The organism is Pseudidiomarina halophila (assembly GCF_003987215.1).
Classification (GTDB): domain Bacteria; phylum Pseudomonadota; class Gammaproteobacteria; order Enterobacterales; family Alteromonadaceae; genus Pseudidiomarina; species Pseudidiomarina halophila.
Genome location: NZ_PIPW01000003.1, coordinates 279,729 through 305,510, shown reverse-complemented (window position 1 = coordinate 305,510; position 25,782 = coordinate 279,729). Strand labels below are relative to the sequence as shown.

The 25,782-nt window shown below is 49.9% G+C and carries 20 protein-coding genes; 12 read left to right on the top strand and 8 right to left on the bottom strand.

All coding sequences use genetic code 11. The features are described 5' to 3' along the window. Positions 1-104: 104 nt before the first annotated feature. From gdhA to CWI69_RS10440, 3 genes are all read right to left on the bottom strand, one after another. A complete protein-coding gene (gdhA, locus tag CWI69_RS10450; protein ID WP_126764152.1) occupies positions 105-1,457 on the bottom strand; it encodes an NADP-specific glutamate dehydrogenase in 1,353 nt (450 codons plus the stop codon). Continuing rightward, positions 1,454-3,181 carry a serine hydrolase domain-containing protein gene (locus CWI69_RS10445; RefSeq protein ID WP_126764151.1) on the bottom strand — a complete coding sequence of 576 codons (1,728 nt, stop codon included), beginning with the start codon at positions 3,179-3,181 and terminating at the stop codon, positions 1,454-1,456. The genes gdhA and CWI69_RS10445 overlap by 4 nt, the downstream gene beginning before the upstream one ends. A 133-nt stretch (positions 3,182-3,314) precedes the next feature. After that, the gene (locus CWI69_RS10440) at positions 3,315-5,795 is read right to left on the bottom strand and encodes an ExeM/NucH family extracellular endonuclease (protein ID WP_126764150.1); all 2,481 of its coding nucleotides are present in this window, start codon (positions 5,793-5,795) and stop codon (positions 3,315-3,317) included. 103 nt (positions 5,796-5,898) lie between these two features. Here CWI69_RS10440 and CWI69_RS10435 point away from each other — a divergent pair, with 103 nt between their 5' ends. Both CWI69_RS10435 and CWI69_RS10430 read left to right on the top strand, forming a co-directional pair. Continuing rightward, on the top strand, positions 5,899-6,345 hold the full coding sequence (locus tag CWI69_RS10435) for a DUF488 domain-containing protein (protein WP_126764149.1): 447 nt from the start codon (positions 5,899-5,901) through the stop codon (positions 6,343-6,345). A gap of 2 nt (positions 6,346-6,347) precedes the next feature. Beyond that, entirely contained in the window at positions 6,348-7,046 is a 699-nt protein-coding gene (locus tag CWI69_RS10430) for a 2OG-Fe(II) oxygenase (RefSeq protein WP_126764148.1), read from the top strand. On the opposite strand, the gene CWI69_RS10425 is transcribed toward CWI69_RS10430, so the two are convergent. Beyond that, positions 7,032-7,481: an OsmC family protein gene (locus CWI69_RS10425; RefSeq protein WP_126764147.1), complete on the bottom strand. Its 450-nt coding sequence runs from the start codon at positions 7,479-7,481 to the stop codon at positions 7,032-7,034. The genes CWI69_RS10430 and CWI69_RS10425 overlap by 15 nt on opposite strands. 74 nt (positions 7,482-7,555) lie before the next feature. Here CWI69_RS10425 and CWI69_RS10420 point away from each other — a divergent pair, with 74 nt between their 5' ends. Both CWI69_RS10420 and CWI69_RS10415 read left to right on the top strand, forming a co-directional pair. Next, positions 7,556-9,235: an NAD-dependent malic enzyme gene (locus CWI69_RS10420; RefSeq protein ID WP_126764146.1), complete on the top strand. Its 1,680-nt coding sequence runs from the start codon at positions 7,556-7,558 to the stop codon at positions 9,233-9,235. 70 nt (positions 9,236-9,305) lie between these two features. Then, positions 9,306-10,292, top strand: a complete 987-nt coding sequence (locus CWI69_RS10415; RefSeq protein ID WP_126764145.1) for a hypothetical protein — start codon at positions 9,306-9,308, stop codon at positions 10,290-10,292. A gap of 1 nt (position 10,293) precedes the next feature. On the opposite strand, the gene CWI69_RS10410 is transcribed toward CWI69_RS10415, so the two are convergent. Next, on the bottom strand, positions 10,294-11,505 hold the full coding sequence (locus tag CWI69_RS10410; protein WP_126764144.1) for an Nramp family divalent metal transporter: 1,212 nt from the start codon (positions 11,503-11,505) through the stop codon (positions 10,294-10,296). 47 nt (positions 11,506-11,552) lie between these two features. Here CWI69_RS10410 and CWI69_RS10405 point away from each other — a divergent pair, with 47 nt between their 5' ends. Next, positions 11,553-12,026: a methylated-DNA--[protein]-cysteine S-methyltransferase gene (locus CWI69_RS10405; protein WP_198678941.1), complete on the top strand. Its 474-nt coding sequence runs from the start codon at positions 11,553-11,555 to the stop codon at positions 12,024-12,026. Positions 12,027-12,050: 24 nt separating this feature from the next. Here CWI69_RS10405 and CWI69_RS10400 read toward each other — a convergent pair whose 3' ends face one another. Beyond that, positions 12,051-12,587, bottom strand: coding sequence for a WYL domain-containing protein (locus CWI69_RS10400; protein WP_126764143.1), 537 nt, complete (start codon positions 12,585-12,587; stop codon positions 12,051-12,053). 211 nt (positions 12,588-12,798) lie between these two features. Between CWI69_RS10400 and CWI69_RS10395 the strand changes: the two genes are divergently transcribed. The 6 genes from CWI69_RS10395 to CWI69_RS10370 all read left to right on the top strand — a co-directional run bounded on the left by CWI69_RS10395 (position 12,799) and on the right by CWI69_RS10370 (position 20,738). Further along, entirely contained in the window at positions 12,799-13,104 is a 306-nt protein-coding gene (locus CWI69_RS10395; RefSeq protein WP_126764142.1) for a hypothetical protein, read from the top strand. Between the two features lie 124 nt (positions 13,105-13,228). Beyond that, the gene (locus CWI69_RS10390; protein ID WP_126764141.1) at positions 13,229-14,221 is read left to right on the top strand and encodes a DUF3667 domain-containing protein; all 993 of its coding nucleotides are present in this window, start codon (positions 13,229-13,231) and stop codon (positions 14,219-14,221) included. A 10-nt stretch (positions 14,222-14,231) separates the two neighbouring features. After that, positions 14,232-15,281, top strand: coding sequence for a bifunctional glycosyltransferase family 2/GtrA family protein (locus CWI69_RS10385; RefSeq protein ID WP_126764140.1), 1,050 nt, complete (start codon positions 14,232-14,234; stop codon positions 15,279-15,281). Positions 15,282-15,600: 319 nt separating this feature from the next. Then, positions 15,601-18,303: a TonB-dependent receptor gene (locus tag CWI69_RS10380; protein ID WP_126764139.1), complete on the top strand. Its 2,703-nt coding sequence runs from the start codon at positions 15,601-15,603 to the stop codon at positions 18,301-18,303. A gap of 66 nt (positions 18,304-18,369) precedes the next feature. Beyond that, positions 18,370-19,101: a hypothetical protein gene (locus CWI69_RS10375; RefSeq protein WP_126764138.1), complete on the top strand. Its 732-nt coding sequence runs from the start codon at positions 18,370-18,372 to the stop codon at positions 19,099-19,101. Continuing rightward, complete coding sequence (locus CWI69_RS10370) at positions 19,098-20,738, top strand: 2Fe-2S iron-sulfur cluster-binding protein (RefSeq protein ID WP_126764137.1); 1,641 nt, start codon at positions 19,098-19,100, stop codon at positions 20,736-20,738. The genes CWI69_RS10375 and CWI69_RS10370 overlap by 4 nt, the downstream gene beginning before the upstream one ends. Positions 20,739-20,779: 41 nt before the next feature. Here CWI69_RS10370 and CWI69_RS10365 read toward each other — a convergent pair whose 3' ends face one another. Then, positions 20,780-22,051, bottom strand: a complete 1,272-nt coding sequence (locus CWI69_RS10365) for an NAD(P)/FAD-dependent oxidoreductase (protein WP_126764136.1) — start codon at positions 22,049-22,051, stop codon at positions 20,780-20,782. Positions 22,052-22,320: 269 nt separating this feature from the next. On the opposite strand from CWI69_RS10365, the gene CWI69_RS10360 reads away from it, so the two are divergent. Further along, the gene (locus CWI69_RS10360) at positions 22,321-23,229 is read left to right on the top strand and encodes a MaoC family dehydratase (protein ID WP_241971095.1); all 909 of its coding nucleotides are present in this window, start codon (positions 22,321-22,323) and stop codon (positions 23,227-23,229) included. Here the strand turns inward: CWI69_RS10360 and CWI69_RS10355 are convergent. After that, on the bottom strand, positions 23,210-25,735 hold the full coding sequence (locus tag CWI69_RS10355; RefSeq protein ID WP_126764135.1) for a penicillin acylase family protein: 2,526 nt from the start codon (positions 25,733-25,735) through the stop codon (positions 23,210-23,212). The genes CWI69_RS10360 and CWI69_RS10355 overlap by 20 nt on opposite strands. Positions 25,736-25,782: the final 47 nt, after the last annotated feature.

The following is a 25,782-nucleotide window of genomic DNA, read 5'->3' as shown; positions in this document are numbered from 1 at the left end:
CTCGTTGTTTTTATGTAGAAAATACGTGGTTATTGATTCCAGCCATCATTGCCCTTGCCGGGCGCAAAGTCAATCATTACCTGTGTTCTGAGTGAGCCAGGGTGTCAGATAACACCCTGGTCAATCATCGCATCGGCGACCCGCCGGAAGCCGGCAATATTGGCCCCCAGGACCAGGTTATCGGGAGCATCAAACTCTTCAGCGGTAGCTTTTGCGTCGCGGTAGATACGTGCCATGATACATTGCAGCTGCTCATCAACTTCCTCGCGTGTCCAACGCGTCAGACTGGCATTTTGCGCCATTTCCAGCTGACTGGTGGCAACCCCACCGGCATTTGCTGCCTTACCTGGCCCGTAGAGCACGCGTTGTTCCTGTAACAAATCAATTGCAGCCTGGGTGCAGGGCATGTTGGCACCTTCAACAACGGCTTCAATGCCCTGTTCAACCAGGCATTGGGCGTCATTTTCATTAAGTTCATTCTGCGTCGCGCAGGGAAATGCCAGTTGCGCCTGATAACGCCAGATCTGATCGCCGTTTTCAGGGTAATCTGTACGGGCAGTATAAATCGCTTCACTATGCGTACCACAATACTCACTGAGCCGTGAGTGACGCACTTCTTTTATCTCTTTGACCAAGTCCAGATCGATACCGCTGGCATGATAAATTGTGCCGCTCGAATCTGAGCAGGCGACAGGCTTGGCGCCCAGCTCATAAAGTTTCTGCATGGTATAAATTGCCACATTACCAGAGCCGGATACCAAACAGGTTTTGCCCTCAAGCGTCTGGTCACGGCTTTCAAGCAGGGATCGGGCAAAGTAAACACAGCCAAATCCTGTTGCTTCGGTACGCAGCGCTGAACCACCCCAGAGCGGACTCTTGCCAGTTAAAACGCCATCGAATCGATTGACGATGCGTTTGTACTGACCAAATAAATAGCCGATTTCGCGGGTACCAACGCCGATATCGCCAGCTGGCACATCAGTGTTGGGGCCAATGTGGCGATAGAGTTCTGTCATAAATGACTGACAGAAACGCATAATTTCCGCATCGGATTTCCCTTTGGGGTCAAAATTTGCACCACCTTTGCCACCACCGATTGGCAAACCGGTCAGGGCATTTTTAAATATTTGCTCAAAACCCAGAAATTTAACAATGCTGGCATTCACACTCGGATGAAAGCGCATGCCACCTTTGTAGGGCCCCAGGGCTGAATTAAACTCGACCCGATAGCCTTTATTGACCTGAATCTTACCGTCATCATCGAGCCAGGGGACACGGAACATAATCTGCCGCTCTGGTTCGAGTAATCGCTCGATAATAGAATGCTGGCGGTATCTTGGATTCTGCTCCAATAACGGCGCCAGCGATTCCAATATCTCTTCGACCGCTTGATAGAATTCTGTTTGTGCTGGGCTGCTTTTCTTTAACTGTTCAATACTGTCATGGATATATGTCATTCACCCTCCTCGTTATTCTCTATACGTGGCGCAGGCAATTTTTGACCACCTTGTATTAACGTCAGTTGCTCGGCGGATCCCTGCTCAGGCAGTTGGAACTCCATGACGATACCAAACTGCTCGTTGAATAACACCGTTGGACTCTCGGCTTTGACCAGAAATGCTGATTGTCCTGTCGCTTGCGCGGTAATTCCCGCGTCAGTGTAACGTACGCTAATGACAAAATTAGGCTGCAACTGGTAGTCGCCGATCAGGCGCGCTGCCTGGTCTTCGCTCAATTCAACCACGCTGCGAACCGCAACTTCATCACTTACCTTCCTGGAAAATTCAGGCTCGGTGGCACCGATTTGATAAAAATTCAGACCTTCAACAGTGCCATCGTCCGTTCTTCGCACGGTAAAATAAACCAGCGAGTCTTCCAACACGAACTGGTCATCGCCCACAGCACGAACTGCGAACTTGCGGCCCCCCTCGCGTTGACTGTATAGCACACCATTTTCCCAGCTCAGCGTGCGTTGCTCATCGTCACCAATGGAATACGTTCCTATCAATTCACGTAATTCGCTCTCAGCAAGCTCTACGGTCGGTTTTTCAATAGGAAAAGGTTTACCGATAACCTGCGCGGCCAGACGTAACGCAACCTCAGCAGCACCTGGCGAATGCCCCATGTAGTTGCTCAGCACGACGACAGAAACTTGCTGTTGCGGCAACCATAGCGCATAGGTGCTAAAACCATGAATACCGCCAGAATGGCTTAACATTGTTTCACCACGTAGCTTACTGCTGGCAATACCATAACCGTAATCATTAAAGCCTTTGCTGGTGTCAATCATTCGTGCATACATCGCATCAGTTAACACCTTGCCGTTGTGTAAGGCCTGTTGCCACTTATCAACATCGCTGGCAGATGCTGATAAAGCGCCAGCCGCATGGGGTTGCGTCATACTTATAAAGGGCGCGTTGACCAGTTTTTCCTCTTGCATGTAGCCTTCAACCCGACCGGCAACGATTTCAGCTGCTGAATAGTATCCCGTCGCCTCAAGCCCCAACGGGTCAAACAACATTTCCTGCATGGCCTGATACCAGCTTTTACCTGTTACTTTTTCTATTACGGCACCCAGTACCACATAAGCTGAATTGTTATAACGCCACTCACTACCTGGCGTGAAATCCAGCGGCATGTCGCTGGTCAGGGCAATCAACTCGGCGGTTGACACATCAGCACGAATTTCGTCGCTCATCATATATCCGGGCACATCGGTGTAACTTGGCAGGCCGGACGTATGGTTCAGTAATTGATGTAGGGTAAGCTCCGGTATATGAAAGTCTGGCAAAACGTCACCCACAGGAGCGTCCAGATCGAGCTCGCCGGCGGCGACCAATTTAAGAATTGTTGCCGCAGTATATTGCTTAGTTAAGGAGGCAAGACGCAGGATATGATCGGGTTGCAGCGCCACATTCATTTCCATGTCGGCCATGCCACGCGCACCTTTGAAAATAATCTCACCGCCCTGCGAAACGACTACAGTCGCACCGGGCATGTCTTCGGCATAAACCTCAGCCAATATTTTCTCAATCTGCTCAAATCCGGATTCAGCGACAGCTTCCACTGCCGGATCAGCGGCCTGCTCAGCCATCGAAGTTTGCGTGGACTCCGTAGCTGGCGAACATGCAGTTAACCCCAGCAGGCAGAAAATAAAAAAGTAAGTTAGTAATAGACGCATGGTCAGCTCCTTTTGGTTTTAATCAATAGTAGCCCAAAAACCCGAAAATAATTAATCCAATACAGCACCCGCGTTTCCGGCAAAAAAAACGCCGGTCATTGACCGGCGTTAGCATTTCTAACCGTAGGTGTGGTTACACGCGACGGCGAATTAAACCTAACAACAATGCGCTTAAACCTAACCAGATTGGGAAAGAACCGCTGGTTGTGGCATGGTCGAGATTCGGAATTTCTTCCGTTGGTGGCGCTGAACCGCCATCATCGACATCCGGGTCGCCGCCATCATTGTCACCTGTATCACCAGCCACCGTAGTCATGGCAACCACCACTGGATCATGGTCTGAACTGCGATAAGGGTCTTCGTTGTAGTAGCTCACCTGATTGGCCTCACTCTTGTACTCAGTGTTGTAACTGAATACGCTCGGCTCATCTGCGTTAATGTGCCAGTTTGCCGTCGCTACAACCTTTTCGGTCAGGCTAGCGGAGGCAAAAGCGTGGTCAAGTGAACCCGAGAGACCTTCATACACATAGGTGTGATTTTCGGCACCCAGCTCCGCCATTTGCAGATCCGTATAGCCCGCATCAACAAGAACCTGAACCGGGTCTTCCATGCCATAAGCATTAAAGTCACCGACCAGTATTACGTCGTCAACTGCGCGGCCGGTCGGATCGTCTGCAATCCATTCAAGCACTTTTTCAGCAGCCTGAACCCGGGTTGCGTTCCAGCATCCCTGGCCATCGCCACTATCCTTGTCACCTTCTGCGGCACTATTGTTACACCCGCCTTTAGAACGGAAGTGGTTTACCACAACAGTAACTTCATCTTCGTTTACCAAATCATGGAAGGTCTGCGCGATCGGCGGACGGTTACCAAAATCGAACGGTGCATCGGTGGTAAATACTGCTGTACCTGTTTCAGCCACGCGATCGGTGCGGTAAATCAACGCATTGGTGATCGCATCACTACCGATGAATTCAGTATCGCCAAAAGCAACAAAGGCCCACTCGGCATCACTTTGTGCATTCACCTCAGCAACCAGCTGTGCAATTGCGCTGGTTTCAGCAAAGCCATCGTTCTCAATTTCATTAAGACCAATGATGTCGGCATTCATCGCCGTGATCGCCGCAACTAACTTGGTAAGTTGACGTTCGTACTCTGCCACAGTGTCGGCCCCGCGCTCCGTCGGAAAGCCTTCGCCTGCACCGTCACCGTTGAAGAAGTTTTCCACGTTAAATGAAGCAATACGCAAATCGCCTTCGGCATCAAGTTCTGGCGCCGCCGTACGAGGGTTGGTATCGACATACTGCAAGTCACTCGTGGGTAGTAAACGATACTCGCTAAAACCGTAGTTGATCACCCCTGTGGGATTGGTGATTTCGGTGCCTAAGCGAAGTGAGTTCACCGCACTTAAGCCGCCTGCAGGGAATGGCACGTCTTCGGCGTTGGTTACACTCCGGGCATCATCAATCATAAATGCATTCAAGCGTACATTGACGTCATTATTTTCAGCCGGCGCTGCAACTTGGGTTGGGGTAAACAAACGTTCGTGGGCCACCCAGAATTCACCCCATTGCCCTAAGGACTCAGTATTCGTTACCACGACCGGATGATCCAGGCTGACCAGCATACCTTCAACGGCCTCAAAGGCGTCCATTGAGTCCACAGGAAGACTGAAACTCGCAGGTGTAACGCTTTCACCAGACGAACATATAGTAATTTCAGTAACGTTGCCCAACTGCGTTGAGTCATAAAATTCAGCGGCTGTACCAGCGATGCGAACTTTATCGCCTGCAGTTACAGCAGTATCCTGATGGTAAACAAAGACACCTTCAGAAGTGGCAGGATCAGCATCATGATCCGCATCTTCTTCCTGAATAAAGAAACCGTTCAGCGGTCGCTCACCATCAAGATAAACAGCAGTTACCACTGCCTCAACCACGACCTTTTCTTCAAATAACGGACTTGATAAACCGTTACCCTGCACTGCCGAAATCAGCGTCGCATTGTCGCCACAGGCACCAAACTCAGGGGCCGGCTCGGGCTCAGGCTCAGGTTGCTCGCTACCGTAGCCAAGGTGCTTACCTAGATCACTGATGTCATCGATTTCAAAACTGTTAAATTCATCGCCAGGAGCGTAAGCATCGCTGGGGTCGGTGTCACCTGTGGTGATAGTGTCTTTGCGGCGGATGGTCTGATTCTGCATGGACACACCGTCAGACGCCCAAATTTCATCAACACCAATTTGCCCCATTGAATCGACAACAGCGTCGCCGCTGCGCAAAACTAATGCATCGTTACCGTTGTAATAGAGGTTTCCGGTTTTATCTGCGATAGCCTGAATTTCAGTATTGGCAGAGGGATGCGCAATGACATAAATGCCATTCGGTGCCAATGTGCCGGCCAATGGTACGGTATTCCCAGCCTCAAGACTGCCGTTTGAATAGATCTCTAAAACGTAGGTGCTGAGATCGATTTCCGTCGATCCCGCATTAAAAAATTCAAGGGCTTTATTGTTGCTGCTGCCTTCAATGTGCTCAGAAATAATAATGTCTGCAGATGCCGCACCACTAACCAGTAGTGCCGAAACTGCAAGTGCTAAGTTATGGCGTTTCATAGTCCTTTCTCTTATTGTTGTGTAATCCACTTAGTTTTCGCGAATCACTATAGCGTAAGTTGCGCAACAATTTAATGACTTTTTATTACAAGGGAATGACATCATGAGTGAAGATTATTCCATAGAGTTAAAACGAATTTATGAAGAAACTGCAGATGACGATGGCAGCCGAATACTCGCCGACCGGATCTGGCCACGCGGAGTAAGTAAGGAAGATGCTGACCTGACCGACTGGTGCAAAGACGTCTGTCCATCGGATGACTTACGCAAAAGCTACCATGCTGACGAATTGTCTTATCCGGATTTTGCAAAATGCTACTTGCAGGAACTTGAGGATAAATACGACGAACTTACACCTCTGCTTAGCTATGTGCGGGAAGGTAAGGTAACGCTATTGAGTGCAGTCAAGTCGCTTGATAAGTCACACCTGCCAGTGCTGCGTAAAGCTATGTTGCATGCTTTACAACTGGAAGATGAGCAGGCCGACGGGAACGAATTAAGCTCGCCCGTCTGCTTTGCCGATGAAATTCAAATTTCGGACGAAAAATAACTATGAGCAATGATTTTATCGAAGTTTACGACCAGGCGCTGAGCCCGGACTTTTGCCAGCGCTTTATCGAAACATTTAATGCCAGTCCGCATTTGCAACCCGGCCGCACCGGCGGTGGCGTTGATCCGAGCAAGAAATTAAGCACTGATTTGTATTTAAATCAGCATGCTGAGTATCAACAACAGTTAAAAACGATTATCGAAGCCACAGAGCGTTGCGCATTAGATTACTTTAAGAAATACCGCTTCGCCCTCATTGCCCCGGTAGCATTGCAGGTACGCCACCCGCAAACGGGAGAGCCGGTGACACTGACTCACGAAAACTTTGATGAGGTTGCGGCCGGTAACGAATTAGCATTTATGCAGTTGTTGTACCGACTGGGTGCAGTTCAGGCACAAAAATACGAGCGCGGCGCGGGAAATTACAATTACTGGCACTGCGAGGTGTTTCCCGAGAAAGGTAGTGTCGAAGCCCTCCATCGCAGCTTGTTGTTTATGTTCTACCTCAACGATGTGGAAGTGGGTGGGAGTACCGATTTTTATTATCAAAACCGCAGCATACAGCCGCGCCAGGGGCGAATGGTGATTGCCCCCGGATACTTTACCCACACTCATCGCGGAACTGTACCGGAGTCGAACGACAAGTACATTCTTACCAGTTGGATATTAATGAACTCAGGTCAGCAATTATTCGGCGCTTGATAATATCAGGCCGTCTTCATCGAGGACGGTCACGTCAACCTCCACGCCACTACGTACACTTTGTGTCACCACACAAAAATCTTCGAACTGGGCTAGCACCCGATCCAGTTTATCAATCGCATCGGCACGATTACCCAGGACCAGCTCGACGTATAGGTGAGTGACACGCCAACGGCCGTCGACCCGCGCCATATCACCCTTAACTTTGGCATGAAGCTTACCCGGTTCGCCTTTGTATTTGCGGATGGCAAACATTAAGCTGGCCGCCAGGCAGTTTGCCACTGCAGCACCCAACAGCCGGCTTGGATTCGGTCCCTCACCATGCCCAAGTGGCTCAGGCTCATCACTTATCATGTGTCCAAAATCACCGAAATCAATTTCGAATTTGTAGTTGTCAACTAACTCAAGTTTTACTTCAAATGACGGATTTTCCATGTGTTTCCCTTATTTTTTTGCCATAATAACGGGTCCAAAGCTTTTGAATCCGTACGCGCCAGGAGAATGATTCCATGAAGAATCCGCTGTATATTCCCTATGCAGGCCCGAACTTGCTAGAAACGCCGCTATTAAACAAAGGTAGTGCTTTTACGCGTGAAGAGCGCGCTAATTTTAATTTAACAGGCTTATTACCTCCGCGCTACGAAACCATCGAAGAACAGGTGCAACGCTGCTACATGCAGTACTCGAGTTTCGATACGGCACTGAACAAGCACATTTACTTACGTGCCATTCAAGATAACAACGAAACGCTTTTCTATCGATTACTGCAAGACAATCTGGCAGAAATGATGCCCATCATCTACACCCCAACTGTCGGTGATGCATGTGAGCAGTTTTCCGATATCTACCGCAGCTCGCGTGGTTTATTTATCTCGTACGAAGAGCGCGACCAAATCGATGACATTTTACGTAATGCGACCAAGCGTAAAGTCAAAGTCATTGTTGTCACCGATGGCGAACGGATTCTCGGGCTTGGTGATCAGGGGATTGGCGGCATGGGGATCCCGATCGGTAAGCTTAGTCTTTATACCGCTTGTGGTGGTATCAGTCCTGCCTATACCCTGCCGGTCTGTTTAGATGTCGGCACCAACAATGAGAAACTCTTAAACGATCCTATGTACATGGGGGCGCGTCATAAACGTATCGATCAGGAAAGTTATGATGCGTTTATTCAGGAATTTATGCATGCTGTGCGACGCCGCTGGCCAGAAGCAATGATCCAGTTTGAGGATTTTGCGCAGCCGAACGCGATGCCGATTTTGCAACGTTACCGCAACGATTTCTGCTGTTTCAATGATGATATTCAAGGTACTGCTGCGGTGACTGTCGGCACCTTGCTGGCCGCCTGTAAAGCCAAAGGTGTGCTGCTGAAAGATCAACGCGTCGCCTTCGTTGGCGCGGGCTCTGCCGGTTGTGGTATCGCCGAACAGGTGATCGCGCAGATGGTGGCCGAGGGACTCAGCGACAGTGAAGCGCGCCAGCAAATTTATATGGTCGATCGCTTTGGTCTGTTAACTGAAGGGATGGAAGGTTTACGCGACTTTCAGCAAGCTCTGGTACAACAGCGTCAACAGCTGAGCGACTGGCAACATAGTGGTGACTACCCGTCGTTGCTGGATGTCATGCATTGCGCCAAACCAACCATTCTTATCGGCGTATCCGGCCAGCCTGGGCTGTTTACTGAGCAAGTCATTCGGGCGATGCATCAATATACCCAGCAGCCAATTATTTTCCCATTGTCCAATCCCTCACGACAAATCGAAGCGCATCCCGCACACGTGATCGAATGGACCAATGGTGATGCCATAGTTGCAACGGGAAGCCCGTATGAGCCGATTAAATTTAATGGCAAGCTCTACCCTATCGCGCAATGTAACAACAGTTATATCTTCCCGGGCATCGGTTTAGGTGTGCTTGCGGTTAAAGCCCGGATCATCTCCGACGCCATGTTGATGGCGGCAAGCAACACGCTCGCCGAGGCTTCACCGCGGGTACAGAATAGAGACGATCAGTTGTTGCCGCCGCTCACACACATTGCTGAGCTCAGTAAAAGCATTGCGTTTGCTGTCGGCAAAGTTGCACAAGCCGAAGGGCATGCGCTAGAAATAAGTGACGAAACGTTGCGCCAGCGCATTGACTCGCATTTCTGGTCACCCGAGTACCGGCACTACAAACGTGTCAGTATTTAACATTCGTTAACTGGCCAAACCCGCTGATTCCTTGTATGTTCAAAGACAGGCTCAAAAAGGAATCAGCGTAATGCGATGTCGCCGGGGTTTAATCCATCCATTGAGTTTAGTTAGCGTCCTGCTCTTAAGTTTGACGCTCAGCGGCACTGTGGCCGCGCAGCAAACAAAGACTGAAGACTCCGACGAAGATACCGAACTCATCGATGACATCCGCTCAGGGCTGCAAACAGGTGTCAGTGCCACAGCCGCCTGGCTCGACTCTTTTTTTACTGAAGACATTATCCGTTCCGACTACGAGAATGCTTACGGTAGCCTTACCCTGAGACCAGAATGGGATGAATACAATGGCCTTGAGCTCGACACTAGTTTTCGTGCCAAAGTCATATTGCCCCATGCCGAACGCAAAATTTCTGCAATCATCGGCCGTGGCGATTTTGACGATTTCATCAACGATCAACAAACCACCCGACCAACGGTTATTCGCCGCGACGAAGCGGATGAAGAATGGATGATCGGGCTAGGTTTCGATCCAATGGTCCGGGCTAACCACAACGTCTCCTTTGGTGCCGGCTTCCGCGGCGGAATAAACCTGGATCCATACGTGCGCGCCCGTTACCGGTACGAAGGCATCATTAATGAGCGCAGCGAGATCATCTTGCAGACTGTTGGTTTCTGGCGCGACAGTGACGGTTTTGGCGTAGCGCAAACGATCGAACACGATTTCGCCCTAAGCGAACGCTGGTTTAATAAGTTCTGGGTGCGCGGCACCTTCGCTGAACGCACTGAGGGACTCCGCTGGCACGCTTCGGAAAAGCTGTATTACATCTATCACCATGAGCGTGCTGTTGGCGCCGAGATCTGGTGGTACGGCGAGACAGAGCACGAAATTCCAATGCAAGATTATGGTCTACGCGCATTACACCGTTCACGATTCTTACGTGAGTGGCTCTATCTGGAAGCATGGGTCGGTACCCACTGGCCGCGCGAGCATCTAAGCGAACACCGGCAACCCCGTTGGTTGGTCGGTATTGAGCTCGAGCTCCAGTTTGGTGATTAGCCTACCACCATTGTAACGCCGCACCGATACTGCGTAATCCCAACCCTACCGCAATAAGCACGACGACAGCAGCTAATGTATTCTGCTGCCAGGAATTGCGGTAATTGCCCATCATTTTATGATTACAGGCCCAGACCAGAAACAGTGCCATAATAGGCAACAACAAGCCGTTGGCAACTTGCGCAAACCAAATCACATTCACGGGTCGAATTCCCAGCGATGCAATAACCACCCCGATGGCAATAATCGCCAGCCAGGTTAAGCGAAATGGCCAACTCCGCAAATTACCGCCGTAACCGAGAATACCGCTAAGGGCATATGCTGAAGCAAGGGGAGCAGTCAGCGATGAAGACAAGCCCGCGGCAAACAAGCCGATTGCCATCAACCAGGTAGCACCATCGCCAGCCAATGGCCGTAAGGACTCACTCAGATCTGCAGCACCTTCCAAAGTCACTGCCCGACCAAAAAATGCCGCTGCCGCTGTCGAAACTATCGCAATGGAAATAAGTCCACCAAGCGGAATTGAAACCAGTAAGTCGCCACGTGCCTGTGGTAATTGCTCTGGACTTTGCCATTTCTGAGCCGAACTCGCGGCATGTAGAAAGAGGTTATAGGGCACCACAGTGGTGCCGATTAATGCTATTACCGTTAACAACGAACCCGTCGGCAGGCTTGGCATGAACAAGCCCTGAAAAAATTCGGACCAGTCCGGCTGCGCGATAAGAAACGTGGTGATAAATGCAAGGCTCATCACCAACACCAGCGCAATCAGAACCCGCTCCAATAAACGGTAACTGCCGCGCCAAAGGAGTGCAGCCGCCAGAACCCCAAGTACCAGCGGCATCCATGCGGCCTGCTCCCCCAGCAAACCTGCCATGCCCAGACTTGCGCCGGTAAGATTGCCGCCTTGATAAACACTATTGCCGATCACCACAGCTGCAATAACTAAGGCTATGGCAAACCACTTGAGCAGAGGATTTTCCAGTTGTGAACGGATAGCTTCACCCAACCCTTGTTGGGTAACAACACCAAGCCGTGCTGCCATCTCTTGCAAAATCATCGTCGCAAGAACGGAAAAAACTAAAGCCCAGAGTAACGCATAGCCAAAATTAGCCCCAGCAAGACTGGCGGTAACAACGGTTCCCGGCCCGATAAAAGCGGCCGCCACCAGGGTGGCGGGGCCGAAACTTAGTTGCTTTAGTTTAGATATCATTTTGTCTCTCTCTGGAACAGGCCGCGAAGATGTGCTAAATCAATACCATGAACACAATTTATCAAGCAAGTATCGATTCCGAATTAGGCCCCGTCGCAATTTACAGTGACGGTGAGGCCATTACAGCCGTTTCCTTTGTGCAGTCACCCGTGACTGAGACGAAGTGGTGCCCGATCCTTCGTGAAGCAGCGCAGCAGCTGACCGATTACTTTGACGGTTCATTACGTATTTTTGATCTGCCGTTACGTCCGCAAGGCACTGAATTCCAGGAGCGCGTTTGGCAGACCTTACAACGTATTCCGTTCGGGAAACTGGCTAGCTATGCGGATGTTGCCAATGCGATTGAAAATCCCAAGGCTGTTCGCGCTGTTGGCATGGCAAATAGCAAAAATCCAATAGGAATTGTGGTGCCCTGTCACCGAGTGATCGGTGCTAACGGTACTTTGACAGGATACGCTGGGGGACTAGACAAAAAGTCCTGGTTATTACGACATGAAGGATGTTGGCCGACTGAGACCTGACCCAAATCCAGAACCAGGCCAACACTAAGCTTTATAATAACGGTGCATGATCTGTGCCTGCTCGGCGACCTTATTTCGCAACTCAATAGGTTCAAGCACCTCAAGTTTAGCCCCATGACTCAAAATCCAAACCGTAAGTTCGTCGGTTAAGTCGGCAGTAGCGGTGAGCAGTACGCTCTCGCCATTACTTTTTAACCGCTGACTATCATTAAGCGGGTAGGTTTCCAATTGCTTCTTGATTTCCGGAACACAGCGCAATTTTAGCGGGACAGTTTCCGTAACTGCGGTGTCAGCCCCTGACGCAATACGCTGGATTTGATTTGATGACAATAATGGCAATAGGGGGGCATCGGGCAACAGACTCCAACCGTACGGTTTACACCGTTCATCGGTGGTCAGCGGAAATACTTCAGAGAGCTCAATTAAATTGCGTTGAATAGTACGAATGCTGACATCAATACCATGCTCGGCAAGACGTTCCCTTAGCGTGTTTACATCGATTTTCTGTGGTTGTCTTGGTATATGTCGCAACATAAGCAAGTAGCGTAGAACCGTTTGCATAACTGAACTCCCTTTCTGATTCAGTGTCGCCGAAGTCCAAGGTTATACCCGTGATGCGACACGTTATGTCGCAGCGTGATATTTTTGTAAAATAGTCGCAAACATTTGTGGATCGTGCCGATTTATTGAGCAGGATTACCCTAATTCAAGTACAATCTATTCATTACATACTTTGCCGGTCACTGCAAAAACCGTAGTTGAGGAGTTCACCATGAATCGTTTATTAACAGTATTGCTTGCAGGTATTGTACTGACGCTACCACTTAGCGTAGCTGCGCAAAGCCAGAATGCAGCGCAAGGACAACAACAAGCTGAAGATGCCAAAGACAAAGAATCAAAGGACACAGCAGAGCAACGCAAAACAGACTTGCGCGAGAAGATGAAAGCCGAGCATGAAGCGATGAAAGCAGAGCGTGAAGCTCAGCGTGCAGCGCTTAAAGCTGATGCTGAAGGCAAAAAGAAAGACAGTAAGGACAAAAAGAAAAAGGACAACGGCGATAACGGTAACAATCGCTAATTCTCAGCCAAGACACCATCACTTCCAATCTCTGAAACGACCACTCCCTTGTGGTCGTTTTTTTATGCTATAAGTAAAAGCTAAGCTAAACTAAAGCCATTATAACAATAACAACCGAACCATTATGACAACCGAAAGTGCTGTGCCGAGCATTGTTCCAGCCACCGAACCCGCGAACCATCGCTGCAAAAATTGCGATAGTGAACTTTTGGGCGAATTCTGTCATGTTTGTGGCCAACAGAATCGTCACTATATCCGCAGTGTCTTTGCAGTTGTCGGCGACCTGATGGGCGAAATTAGTCACTGGGACTCGCGGTTTTACCGGACCTTGGTAGGCTTGTTCTCACGTCCGGGATTTCTAACCCAGGAGTTTGTTCGTGGCCGGCACGCATCCTATGTGCCACCGCTGCGACTCTATTTCTTTATTTCGCTGATTTCATTTTTAGTGCTGACGTCACTTATTGACTTCGAAAATATTCAAACCGGGCCTGACGATTTAACCCCAGCGGAACAGCAACAACTTGATCAGGCGTTAGACGAAGCCCAACAAGGACTGGATTTACTCCCTGCCGGGAACACCATTAAAGCGCCCGAAGAAATCTTTGAGGGACTTACTATTAGTCTGCCCTTTGCGACAGAAGCGCAAGAGAACCAGATAAAAGAGCGCGTCGTCGAGCTCTCTAAAGAGCCCAGAATATTAGTCAAACGGCTGGTTTCATTAGCGCCCCAGATGATGCTTATCATGCTGCCATTCTGGGCGCTGTTTCTAAAGTTAATTTACGCATTTTCCGGGCGCTTTTACCTGGAACATTTAAGCGCAGCGCTGCACACTCATGCGTTTCTGCTATTGTCGCTCATGCTGCTTACCATAATCAGCAAAGGCTCCGCCTGGGCGACGGAACTGACAGGATTACCGATAATTGAAGATGTCGTTGATTGGGCAGAAAACATCCTTATCGTGTGGATGATTAGCTACATGCTGTTCACGCAAAAATTATTTTATGGTCAGGGCTGGTTGCTTACCCTAACCAAGTTTTTCTTGTGCGCTTTGGTTTATTCTGTCTTATTAGCCTTTGCTTTTGTTATCATGCTGTTTATTGGGATATTAACTGCCTAGAGAGGAAATTTTGGCCGACTGCCGACCTGTAATCATTATTCCCGCTTATAATCCTGATGTCCGTCTAACGCAACTCGTTAAGACGTTGCTCGAAGATGCAAATGATTATCAGGGAATTGTCGTAATTAATGACGGCAGCGATGCGACCTCTATTTTTACCGAGCTTGAAACCTTTGACCAGGTAACAGTGCTCCAGCACGAAACTAATCTAGGTAAGGGTGCAGCATTAAAAACCGGCTTTAGCTGGGTTGAGCGCCATGCAGGCGCGAGCGTCGGTGCGGTGACTGCCGACGCCGACGGGCAACATCTCCCCGACGATATCCTGGCCGTTGCAAAAGCTTTTCACAATGAGCCTGACGCGCTCTGGTTAGGCAGTCGTGACTTTAAGGCACCCGGGATCCCTTTTCGCTCATGGCTTGGCAATACCTTCGCTCGTTTCACCTTTCGCTTAGGCTTAAGAATCAATGTTCCCGACACTCAGACAGGCCTACGGGGAGTCCCTGCCAAGCTCTTGCCCGAGCTTATAGAGATGCCGAGCAATCGTTACGAATTTGAGCTGGATATGCTCATTTTAGCCAAACGCAATCAGTTGCGCTTTTGCAGTCTGGACATTACTACCGTCTACGAAGAAGGCAATAAAAGTAGTCACTTTAAACCCCTGCAGGATTCGCTAAGAATCTATAGTAAGTTTCTTAAGTTTTCTGGTGTAGGCATTGCGTCCGCGCTCATCGATTACGGCTTATTTGCGCTGATCTACGGCTTCACTGGCGAAATTCTTGCAGCTATTGCAAGCGCCCGACTCTGTTCCGGTATCTTTAACTTTAGTATGAACCGCCAATGGGTCTTTGGCCGTGGTGGCTCATTGTTTCGTGACGCGACGCACTATTCCCTGCTAGCAGCCGTGCTTGTTGCTGTTAACTACATGCTGACAAAAGGATTACTGCTGGTCGGCGTGTCTCCCTTCATTGGTAAACCCGCCTCTGAAGTCATCGTTTTTCTGCTGAGCTACCGACTGCAAAAAAAGTTGGTTTTTCGTAATAAAACAGCAGAGCAAGGATGAATTTAATTGCGCGCATAATGCATATTTATTATGTATGTTTAGGATCGAATTTAATCTAAACAACTTTTTTTGTGTGTAACTTTCAGTACTGTTAATCGAGCAATTACAGTAGCCTCCTCTAATCCATCTCGGCCCAGGTTGACTATACAAGCCCTGAAATACCCTTGAAATCGGGCATTCTTTATACAACTTTCACTATGAGCGCTCTTTACTCTACTGTAAAAACTTCTATGGTAGTAGTTGTATAAACAAGTTGATCGGGTAAACTCGACGTCTAATCCATAAGCTACAACAACGAAAATTTATTCAGGGTGACATAATGAAAAAATTACTGTTTTCCGCCGTCGCTTTAAGCGTATCGGCCACCTTTTTCAGCTCTCCTACAGTGTTTGCACAAACCAATGAGAGTGACGCACAAGCGGATGCCGAACGCATTACTGTAACCGGCTCACGATTGAAACGCGCCGAAGCTGCAAGCGCCTCCCCAATTCAGGTTTTCGATGCCGAGGATATTGAAGTCTCGGGCATGACCTCAGTTGAAATGATTCTACAGCGGATGTCTGCCTCGGCAGGTGCTGCTGGTGGCCAGAATAACGCGTACTGGACCGGCAACGGCTATGGCACCGCACAGGTTAACCTTCGCGGTTTAGGCATTAACCGAACGCTGGTACTGCTTAATGGCCGTCGTATCGTTAACGGCGGTACTGGTGCCAACAGCTCAGTCGATCTCAACATGATACCGGTTGAAATGATTCAACGTATCGAAGTCCTGAAAGACGGCGCTTCTGCTATCTACGGCGCTGACGCTGTCGCTGGTGTCGTAAACATCATCACCCGAAAAAGCTACGATGGGTTCACCGTCGAAGCTCGTGTCGGTTCGACTGACGACGGCGAAGGCCAGGATCGCAACGTAAACCTGATATTCGGTACCAGTGGCGATAAAGGCCGGATCATGGCAACTCTGGGCTACCGTTCCTCTGATGAACTGAACATGGCAGATCAAGCCGGTTGTGCGTTAGCGGAAATGACCCCAGGTCAGCTGGATTGCTTTGGTAGCTCCAGCACTATTGGTGGCCGTGCAACCATCCTCACGGGCCCGAATGCTGGTGAGCGCATTAACTTCAATCAAGATCCTAATGGTGACGGCGACTCCTACGAGACCTACAGTAGTGCAGAGCATAACTTTGCCTTCTTCCCATATCTGAATGCAGTTAACCCGATCACGAACTGGAATATGTCCGTGTTTGGCGACTACCAACTGAGCCCTGATACCACAGTATTTACTGAAGTACTTTACAACAACCGTACTTCAGAGCAGCTGGCAACACCGGGAACATTACGGGGCATTGAGTTTGGTCCGGATCATCCGACTAACCCTACTGGCGAAACCATTCGCCTGGACGGCCGCCGTTTGCTGGAAGGCGGACCGCGTATTTTCTTCCAGGACGTGAATACCTTCCGTACTGTAGTGGGTGCAAACGGTATCATCGGTAACGGCTGGAACTGGGAAGTGGCATACAATTATGGTCGTAATACTGCCATTGACGGCATGACCAATATCGTTAATACCCAGCGTCTGGAGCAAGGCCTGGATCCAAATACCTGTGGCACTAACGGCATCCCATGTATCGACTTGCTTGGTTATGGCGACTTATCACAGGAAGCACTCGACCACATTATGTTCCGCACTACGGACAACGGCGGCAACGAGCAGCGTTCACTTACGGCAAACATTACCGGGGACTTGTTTGACCTCCCTGCAGGCTGGGTCCCGGTAGCGTTTGGCGTAGAACACCGCAAAGAGAAAGGCTGGCGTAATCCTGATTCCTCAATTGTTGCGGGGATCATGAATACCAACCAAGCCGAGCCAATTGAAGGTAGCTATACTGTCGACGAGGTTTATGCTGAAACTTCTATACCACTGTTTGCAGATGAAGCTTTCGCAAAATCACTGAGTCTTGATTTAGCCTATCGTTACAGCGACTACGATACCTTTGGTAGCGATGGTAACTACAAAGCAAGCTTGCACTGGCAGGTTTCGGACGCCCTGAAGCTGCGTGCAACGCAATCGACTGCTTTCCGCATCCCTAACATCCCAGAGCTTTTCGGTGGTGTTGCAGAAGGTAACTTGACCACCACAGATCCATGTGATGGTTGGGATCAGCCGGGTGCAGATCCAACAGTGGCCGCCAACTGCCAGGCAGATGGCGTACCTGCTGGCTACACTCAGTTTGGCGCGACTGTATTAACAACAGTCGGCGGTAATCCGAACCTGAAACCTGAAGATGCAGAAACCTTTACCGCAGGTGTTGTGTGGGACGTTAACTTTGTCGAAAATCTGCAACTTACCGTAGATTACTACAACATTGATATCGAGAATGCGATTCAGACCATCCCAGGTTCAACCAAGTTGTCAGTATGCTACAACTCTGACAACCTTTCGCATCCGTTCTGTAGTTCTGAGCACTTCACTCGCGACTCACTGACCGGTGATATTAACTACTTGTCAGCACAGCCGACCAATGCAGCAACAGAAAATGTTTCAGGTATTGATGCAGCATTATTCTACAAAACTGAACTTGCTGGTTGGGCGAGTGACTTTAGTTGGAATGTCAGCTACTTAGACGAATATACCTTTGCACCATTCGTAGGTGCTGCGGAAATCGAATATGCAGGCTACATCACTGGCGGCCGTGGTAGTTACACGCACTGGCGCTCGAATGCCACTGCAACATTTACGCGGGACGACTGGCGTCTGCATTACAACGTTCAATACATCGGCGAAGCCGATGATATTAATGCCTCACCAGGCGATATTGGTGACCACGCGCCAAGTGTGTTCTACCATAACGTGCAAGGTACTTACTTCATGGACACCAACCTTAGCCTTACGGCTGGTGTGAACAACCTGTTTGATAAAGAGCCACCGTTTATCCAGAGCTGGACTGATGCCAACACTGACACCATGACCTACAACTTATTGGGTCGTCAGCTTTATCTGAAAGTTCGGTATAGTTTCTGATAATCTCTGTTTCTGCCGCTCGCTCGCGAGCGGCAGCTTTTTATTTAACTTATTCTGAGGTATGACATGGCGCAACATCAGCGTTCCAGTCAATGGCGAGTGTGGCACCGCTGGCTGTCGTTAATTTTCGGCGTTCAAATGGTGATTTGGACCATTAGCGGCGCTTATATGGTGTTTTTTCAGCTCGACTTTATTCACGGCGACCATTTGGTCCAGGACACGTCTGCCGCTGTTCCAGCAGACACGCAAGTAGCTCCGTTAGATCAGCTGCTTGAACGTTATCCCCACACCCAGACGGTGGCGCTCGAAACCCGTTGGCTTAACAATCAGCTCACCGCAGTTTATGAACTTGATGGCCATCAGGGACAAACTATCGTCAGCGCTGAAACCCTGGCACCGATCACCCTTGAAGAGCACCATATCAGGGAGCTTGCCAATCGCTACTACGCGCTTGAGGCACCTACTATTGACTCGGTGGTTTACTTAACTGAAAACCCGCCGACCGAACTAAATCCTGCTTTACTACCTATCTGGCAGGTTAACTACGATGACTTTGGCAATACCAGCCTTTATCTATCGGAAACCACCGGCGACATGCTGGTAAAACGTCATACGTTCTGGCGCGGTTTCGACATCATGTGGATGACCCACATCATGGATTACAGCGACCGTGTTGACATCGAAACATGGTGGCTGAAGGTTTTCATTATCGGCACCTTTATTTTGATGATTACCGGTGCAGTTTTGTTGGTGTACACCATTAGTTTCAAAAAGAAAAAGCCGGGAGGTGCCCAATGATGCGCTTTATGCAGTGGCTTCACCGTTGGGTTAGCCTGATTCTTATTGTGCAGGTGGTATTGTGGTTATCGAGCGGGTTGTTTTTCGCTTTTACCGGTCACCATGGCATGTCCGGTCATCAATATATGGAACATCAACATCCACCGATGCTGGTTGATGCCGCGCCACAAGTTGGTATTGAAACCGTGCACAGTGAGTACCCTGATGCCAAAACAATTCAACTCTCAAGCGTGATGGGCATAGGCCAATACGTTGTCACCCTGAACGACAGTACAGTTTATATCAATGCCAATACCGGCACTGCATGGGAAACCGATGCGGACTTAGCCCGGGAAATTGCGCTTAGTTCTTACAATGGTCCCGGCGAAGTTGAGCAAGTTACTCCCGTTACTGGTAGTGAAGAGATTGTTGGTTGGGATGACGCTGGCTTTCGCATTGATATGGCCGACGACCTGAATACTCGTATTTATGTCGAGGCTGCTTCGGGACAAGTTGTTGACCACCGCAACACACCCTGGACTATTGCCGACTGGGCGTTTCGTCTGCACTTCATGGATTACAGTGGCGAACGTAGTTTCAACCACCTGCTGATCTGGAGTGCTGGTCTGTTTGCACTATGGTTCTCGCTATCCGGTCTCATTCTGTTGGGCCGCAATGTGGCCCAGGGCGACTTCAATCCACGCCGTAAAGCCACCATGCTTGAACATTTGCAAAAAACCGGTCAGCCTGTCGCCAGCAGTTGTGGCGGTGGCGGTACCTGCGGACTTTGTAAAGTGACCCTGCATGGCGAACAACTACCGCAACCGAGCGCAGCAGAGAAAGCAATGCTAAGTCCGGCAGAACTCAATGCTGGATTACGTTTATCGTGTCAGCACCGGGTCAACGACAAGGTTGAAATTGAACTACCTAATGAAAATGTCGCTACGGTTGAATTGCAGTTAGCGAGTAAACGCCAACTGACGCCTTCAATCGTCGAGTTGACGTTCTCGAGCGAGCAGGCCATCGACTACGAGGCAGGACAATTCTTGCAATTCCTGATCCCGCATCAGGAAGAGGTCCTTACCCGTCATTATTCGGTAGCCACAAAAGCAGACCCGCATAAGTTGGTGTTTACCGTGCGTCAGATGCCATCGCCTAGCGAAGGTGTGCCTCCAGGTGTGGGTTCTACCTACTTATGTAATCTGAGTGTCGGCGATCGGATTGAAGCCATTGGTCCATTTGGTGACTTTGTGTTAACTGAAGCTTCGCCCCGCACGCAACTCTTTATCGGTGGCGGCGCTGGCATCGCACCATTACGTGCATTGCTGCAAACGGAACAGGATACGTCGCAACCACGACCTTGCGTGTTCTTTTATGGTGCACGCCATACCAGCGAGCTGTGCTACCGCGATGAATTCGAGCAACATTCCGGTATCGCCTATACGCCGGTGCTTTCGGAGCCCGAAACCAGCGACGCCTGGCAGGGCGCAACCGGCTTCGTTCATGAAACCGTTGCCACGTGGTTGGCCTCACAGGACGTCACTGCCATTGATGTGTATGTCTGCGGTCCACCGCCGATGCTAAAAGCCACCATGACAATGTTGGCTGAGGCCGGGGTACCTCGTGATCGCATTCGTTTCGACGACTTTGGCATCTAGTCCGGGTCTGATTTAAAGCAAACTAAAGCGCTTGTTGTTGTTTACTTCAAGCGCTTTAATCCCATCATTCGCAAGCCAACTTTCTCGTATACCGGCTCACTTGTACCATTCCGAACTTTGAACATGAAGTACTTTTCAAACGCGACTTTAGCCCAGTGTACCCAGCGCCCAGACCCGGTCCAATTACGGTTTCTTGGCGGATTTTGCGGTATGGCCAGAAATGCTGCCCCGGTATTTCCCATATCAGCCAGGCACAGCGCGCTGAGAGTAGGCTCAACCCACGCTTCACTGCCGCCAAGTGACGCCTTAATATTGGTCACGATTGCGGTCGTCATAGATTCAATCATCAAACCGGTTTTGGGCGCGCCTACTGGCACCGGAGTGTCCTCAATCGGTGCGATTGCAACACACACACCAGCCGCATAAATCTCTGGATAATGCACAGAACGTTGGTAACTATTAGTCTTCACAAACCCTTTCGGATTGCATAAATCAGGAACATTAGCGACAGCTGGCGAACCTTTGAAGGCGGGCAGAAACATCGCAAGCTTGAATGGCATCGCTTCCTCTGATGTCACTGAACCATCAGGATTAAGAACGACAAATTCAGCCTCAGCCTCTTTAAATTCCGTCACTTTAGCATTGCAAATCCATTTGATGCCGTGTTCTCTGAATTTGTGCTCCATCAACCCCTTTGAGTCGCCAACACCACCTAATCCCATGTGGCCCAGGTAAGGTTCAGGGGTAATAAAAGTAATCGGCACCCGATCTCGCAACTTCCGTTTACGCAGTTCATATTCGAGCGACAATACATATTCGTAAGCCGGGCCGAAACAGCTCGCTCCAGCGAGTGCGCCAACCAGCACAGGCCCTGGATTATTTAGCAACTCTGTAAACGCGTCATGCGCCTTGACCGCATGATCAACGGTGCAAATCGACTGCGTAAATCCATCTTCGGGTCCTGCGCCCGGCACATTCTCAAACGCAAGCTTGGGTCCGGTACATAACACCAGATAATCGTAATCGCGCTGTGAACCATCTCCTAAGCTAACCTGCTTTTGCACGGCATCTATGCTTGCGATACCTGAACCATTAAACTCGATCTTATGTTTAGCGAAGATATCATCGATAGGCATCGTCACTTGCTCACGTGTTCGCGAGCCTAGTGCTACCCATGGATTCGAAGGTACGAAGTTAAATTCGCTACCCTCCCCAATGACTTCAATAGTCACCGATTTGGGTAATTTTTCGCGCAACTCAAAAGCTACAGAAACACCCCCTAAACCAGCTCCAGCGACTAAAATGTGACTCATAATCGACCCTTACTTTAGATTTACCTAAAGTATTAGCACCGGTTAAATTTTCGTCAAGTACTTTTGATGAATATTCCGAAGAAAAACAGCTTCAACCTCCGAAATTACAAAACATGTACATGTAACTAATCCTATGTGTTGACCCGGCAGTGGTTTGTCCTTCCGTCGCTCTATTCCATGTATACTGGTTGTGACTTCGATGCTACTGGCGAATGGCTATAAACGTCAAAATTATGTTATAGTCTGGGCATCTAACGTAAGGAATGATTATGCAGGATCTACAGGAGCCAATGGCGCACCCTTCACAATTGCCGAAGTTACCCGGAATGTTCTTTCGTTCGCTATTTACCGTAGCACGGAACGATCAGGCCGAGGCATCTGCAACCCGGATGCGGAATGAGTTTAAAGCTCCCGCACTGAGTCAGGCACAGGTGGGCCGTTATAAAGATGCTTTTGGTGGCTTCGTCAGTGAAGTTCCGCTGACCTTGATGTATTGTCTGGCGCAACGCGTACATCTTGCACAAATGTTAGATGAAGCTTTCCCCTGGCCGGCGCCGGGTCTGGTCCATGTTAGTAACGAGCTTGAACAGCATGCGCCGATAGAATTAGGCCTGGAGTTTTTTATCCGTGCCAATATCGACCTGCCGGCACGTGGTCCTGCGGTCTCGCCAAGACGTTTGCGACCGCGCTTCAATGTTGAGTTCTGGCAGCAGGAAACCAAAGTAGTGACCTGTGTGAGCCAATATCAGGTCATGCCCAAACAGGGTCCGAAACCGACCAGGCCGAGAGAACAGAAAGCCGCTGTACCGCCGGGCGAAGACTGGCAACAATTAGCACAATGGTATTTAAATACGACTGTCGGCCGTGCTTACGCCCGCCTGTCCGGTGATTTTAATCCCATCCACCTGCATCCGTTGTTATCGCGTTGGTTCGGTTTTGAAAAGCCGATCATTCACGGCATGTACATGGCAGGGCGAGCCCAGGCCGAACTTGAGCGGACTCACCAGACTGCAGTACAAAGAATTGATGTTGCCTTTAAACGTCCAGTGCCTTTGCCTGCCAAAATAGCGCTCTGGCAAAAACCCTCAAACGACGACAACAGCGGCCACTACCAGATTTGCGGCGCTGAGGATCACCTGCAGCGCCTGGAAGGAAGTTTTACTCTTCAGTCAAAGTAATCTGTTCAGCTGCTACGCTGGCCACATCTTCATTGCTGAAGTGCAACTGACGTAATTGCGGCTGTGACGAATACAAGAGGGTTTGATCAAGATAATGATCTGAGTTGCTGTCCGATGCCTGAGAGTAGGTCAGCAAGCCTTCAGCAACCGGCCCGTCTGCAGTGAACTCCAGCGCGAACATCCAACTTGAACCATAAGTGATATGGTAACCACCTGCGGCAGCACTTAAGTCAGATCCCGGTAACAATGGGTAGGTGTGCCGCGGTAACAAGGTACCGTCGTTCCCCATGTTGCTGCGGAAAACATTAAAACCACCCTCGATATTGTTCGCACCGCCCCAGGGCAGTCGCATTCCGGACGGCGTTCCGTCTGGCAAACTGCGTTCGACGAATTGCACATCGGCCAATGTTGCATCAACCGCCAGGCCGGCATTTTCAATACGTTCCTGTGCCGTCGCTAATTGCTGTAACACAGTCGCATTAGCGGCCAGTGTGTTCGGCGTGGTTACCGGATGCGCCGGATCATATGCGACTTGCCATTGTGGGTTGCGACGGAATTCCGTAGCAAACTCGCGGAACATCATCGCCCCAACGCTGCCTAGGTTCATATGACCGTCAAACTGGGCTAAAGCTGCACAACCAGTTGAAATATCAACGCTGGCACCGCTGCTACTGGTGACCGGAGTGGTACCTTGTGCCTGACAGTGAGTCACCACGTCGGCCAATACCGCTTCCGCTAACCAGGTACGGTTACCAATCAGGCGATCAACCAGGTCGGCGCGGGTAAACTTACCGTCGACAGAGCCGCCCTCGGCCAGCATTTTCTGGCCCAATCGTGAGCGGTAAGACTGTTGATTGCCCACCGGTCCCCACAACGGTGAGACTCCAGTAATTGGCGCTGCTGGATTAGTTAACCAGTAACTATCGTTGGAGTTCTGAACAAAATCATTGCGTTCGAGCTGTGGCGCCTGAGCGAATGGAATTGTGCCCTGGGGCAAGTAGAGACTATCGTCGCCTGGAAAGATAAACAGTCCGGCTTGTTGCGATAAGCCCTGGTAAAGCGCATTTTCAGACCAGGCGGCTAATGCTTCTGGCACTATATTGGGCACCGACGAACCATCGGTAAAGAAAGCATTGCCGTCTTTATCCACTGCCATCGCGTTATTGAACACGGTGCCGGTGTAATCGACGAAAGTTTGTTTATAGCTTTCGATACTGTCGGCCAGGTTCATGCCCAGCCAATGATCAAAGAGATCATAATTTGGCAGGTTTGCATCATGTAATGCGTAGGCAACTTCCTGCCCGGTCACAGGATCTGTACCCCATGGCAATGCGTTCGGGATGACAATAACCGGACCAAACTCACTATGGTAGCTTGTCCGCTGTAAGGTCATGAAGGTACCCGGGCCCGTGGCCACTTCGATTTCATGAAACTTACTGGTCATGGCAACCGGTTCGCCGTCCAGCATGTAGGTTTTGCCATCGTCATCATTCGCGTCCAGAGTTAAACGATGAATGGTAAAACGCGATGCTGTGGAAAACGTATGGGTCCATGCGACATCTTCGTTGAAACCTATATTGACAATACCCGGCATACCCGACAACGAACCTCCAACAACCTTGAGTTCGTCAGGGATTTCGATACCGAACTGCCAGAAACGTTGATTGCCGGTATGTGGGAAATGCGGATTGGCAATGAGCATGCCCTGTCCTGTAGCACTCAAATCGCTTCCTATCGCCCAGCCATTCGAGCCGGCTTCAGTCGGATTAGTATCCGGGACTTCCGCGTGTAAGGCTGCAATAGGCCCGACCGCCATCGTTTCACCAGTCTCCTTATTCGAAGCTGCGCCTGCCTGATTAGGTGGAATAGCTAAAAATAACGGTCCGGTGAAATTGGCCGCTCCGGGGAGTAAGGCAACACCCTGCGCGTAGGTCATAATATCGATCGGCGTGATGGGTTTCACCCAGGGCTGCCCCGCACATGCAGGAGCGATGTTCTCGACTCCGGTATCGGCCAGGTAACGGTTATAGCCCGTAGCATAGCCAGTAATAAGCGCTTGTGCGCGCTCACTGATTTGCTCAAAGCCCTGCTCAGCATTTTCCCGGATACCTAAGGCTAAATAACCAAAGTCGTTCAGAATGTTGTCAGAGTCACCACTACCTGGCACGCGGTCCGGACCGAAATAGCGCGCGCGCTGAGAGTTAAACTTCACCACCTGGTCGGCGAGAATACAAATATTGTCACGCGCAAAGGCATAACCCACACCGTAACCCAGACTTTCTAAATTGTCGGCGGTGATATAGGGCACGCCGTAATCGGTCCAGGTGATGTCTGCTTCGACTTCACCATCGGGAGCGAAAGCGATCAATCCTGTCGGCTCAGGATTGGTAACCACGACTTCATCGACGGGATCGGGGTCATGGCCATCACCGCAGCCGGTAAGTGAGACGGCGCACGCGGCTGCCAGTAAAGGGAGCCAGAGGCCTTTTTTATTGTGTTCTGCCATTGTAAATACCTGTTGTTTTTTTGTTTTAACTCATTCGAGTATGGCGA